This is a genomic window from Candidatus Similichlamydia epinepheli (assembly GCF_003056015.1).
In genome coordinates, this window is record NZ_PPEU01000096.1 from 1 (window position 1) to 2558 (window position 2558).

Annotated in this window: 2 protein-coding genes; one reads left to right on the forward strand and one right to left on the reverse strand. The window is 40.3% G+C overall.

The annotated features are described in order from the left end of the window. The first annotated feature begins 80 nt into the window (after positions 1-80). On the forward strand, positions 81-1538 hold the full coding sequence (locus tag GCCT14_RS04395) for a tetratricopeptide repeat protein (RefSeq protein ID WP_157952608.1): 1458 nt from the start codon (positions 81-83) through the stop codon (positions 1536-1538). On the opposite strand, the gene GCCT14_RS04400 is transcribed toward GCCT14_RS04395, so the two are convergent. Then, positions 1507-2558: phosphohexomutase domain-containing protein (locus GCCT14_RS04400; RefSeq protein WP_204592953.1), on the reverse strand; the 1052-nt coding region annotated here is incomplete at its 5' end. The genes GCCT14_RS04395 and GCCT14_RS04400 overlap by 32 nt on opposite strands.

Genomic DNA, 2558 nt, shown 5'->3' on the forward strand with positions numbered 1-2558 from the left:
GACTCTGGAGTTCTTCCTGAATGTTTAGAATCTGAGAGCCGTTTTTATTTTGGTCATTACATAAGAAGGTCTACGAGGACTTGGGGCCCAAAGCGTGGACCCATGAGGGTGTCCCTTGTTACCTCACGACTTCCCCATTTATTCTTTCTCGATATGCCCATCTTTTTGAATTGCAATTAAAGTTTTGGCTTAGTCAAGGTAGCCTGAATCCTGATGATACGATCTATATTTTGGATTTAGGTTGTGGGGTTGGTCGATGTGGATACTTGCTTCTAAACATGATGCAAGATCTTTTTGAGTCGTTCCCTGTTCGTCTTAAATATGTATTCGTAGACCTGTCGGATGATAACCTTCAATTCATTTTAGATCATCCAGATTTAAGAATTTTTTTCGATAAGGGGATAGCTGATCTTGCTTGTTTTGACGCGACTTGTGATGAGAAACTTACTCTTAGATTGAGCCAAGAGATATTAGAGGCTGATCGTCTTACAAATCCAGTTTTGGCTATTGCTAACTATTTCTTTGACAGCCTACCTCACGATCTATTCTTGAGTGATGAAGGCAAGTTATATGAAATGCATGGTGATTTGGTTACACCAGAAGGCATTGAAACTCTTCCGAGAGCAATGAGATCGGCTCAACTTTCTGTCCATCGTGGGGAAGAAATTAACCCCGAAAACTACTATTCACAACCTTCTTGGAATTATGCGCTGAAAAGGTCTCACGATGTTAAATGGAAAAATGACTTCAACTTTCCGATTGGAGCTTTTAGAACGTTAGATTTAATTTCCAGTTGGTCTCCTGCAGGATATTGCCTGCTTGCTTCTGATCAAGGATCTGCTGTTCCTCATGTTTTAGATCAGGTAGGTGGCCATTGCATGTCTTCTCCTGCGATGGGATCGGTATCTGTAAATTACTTGTCACTTCATTACTACTTTCATGCAACACAGCAAGACGCAAGTATTACGAAATCGAGTGATCAATCTATCCTTGTTACTGCAATGGCTACTGATCGTTCCAGTGGCAATTGTTTGTTCCCACTATTTTCTACTTTGTTCGATTCGTTTGGAATGGTGCAATATTGGCAGATTGTTAATTGCTTTCAGGAAAGTGGGAATCAATCTATCGATTTCATTGAGCATCTTATTCGCTTGGGGAATTACGATCCTTCTGTCTTTTTTTCCTGTTTTGAGTCGATTAGGAGTGGAATTGCTTCAATGCCTATTGAGAAGAGAGCTTCTTGGATTGAATGTTTGGTTCAAGTTGCAAAAGCATTTTTCCCTATTACAACTCGTGACTACCCTCTTTTAGGTGACATTGGGGTTCTTTTATTTGACTTGGGAGCTTTTCAGGAAGCTCTTGAAGTTTTGTTGCGTGTGCTTGCACTTGACGGAGGTCAAGAGCAGACTGAATACAACATAAAAGTATGTTTGAAGGCTATGGATCGGGAAGAAGAATTTGAGAAGATTCGTCAGCAAGTTTCATCTGACTTAGCTCGTTCGATTTCTAGTCCATGCAGTCATGAACTTTTTGAATGAGATCTTCTTTGTATTGTTCGAAATTCTCTCTGTCTTTTCGATTCCCAGGAAGTGAAAGGTAGAGTTTTAGTTTGGGCTCAGTTCCGGAGGCACGTAAAATTAGGCGGCCCTTATTTCCGACCTTCCATGAGAAAACAGGTAAATTGCCTGGTTCTGAAGGTATGTCATTTGACGGAGTGAGGGGCAGCTCTTTTAGATTCTTAATAGATTTAGCAATCTTATCGAGTAGTAGCTCTGTCTTGAGGAGTGGTGGAAAAGGAATGGATATGGTTTCATCAAAGTGAAATCCAACCAGGTCAGTAATTTTATTTAGTTCTTGTACTATGGTAGATTTATTTCTGATTGCATCTTCGGCAATGCAAGCGAAAAGACAACTGGCAATGATTCCGTCTTTTTCCCTCACTGAAGAACCGATGAGAAAACCCAAAGAAGGTTCAGCTCCCATGAGGAATTTGTCTAATTCTCCTCTTTGTTCTAGGAGTGATATCACTTTGGAAATGTGTTTGAAGCCCGGCGGTACAATTTCAACATGAAATCCAAATTTATGAGCTAAGATGGTCGCCATCGGTGTCGCAGCGAATGATAGGACTACCCATTTCCCTGTTCCATTTGGCCCTAGTTGTTTTCCCAAGTAAGCGATCAAAAGAAGGATTAGCTCATCTCCTGATAAGTAGTGGGGAGACCCTATTTCTAAAGAGACTAAACCTACTCGATCTGCATCTGGATCGTTAGCAAGAAGGACATTGCATTTTTCTCTTTTTAGAAGTTGTACTCCTTCTATTAAGCTGTCCAAGTCCTCTGGATTGCTTTTTTCTCTCTTTAAAGGTGTTTGCTTCTCCTGATCGACATATGTTTCAAACCCCCATTGACCTAAAGCTTGCGGTGTAAATGGAAACCCACAACCCTCTAGACTGGTGTAGGCAATTTTCGTTTTTTTAAGAGAAGAATCAAAATTCCACTTTTCTATCGATTTAAGATAATTTTTGAATAAGTCATCTTTTGTTTCGATAATTGCCCCTG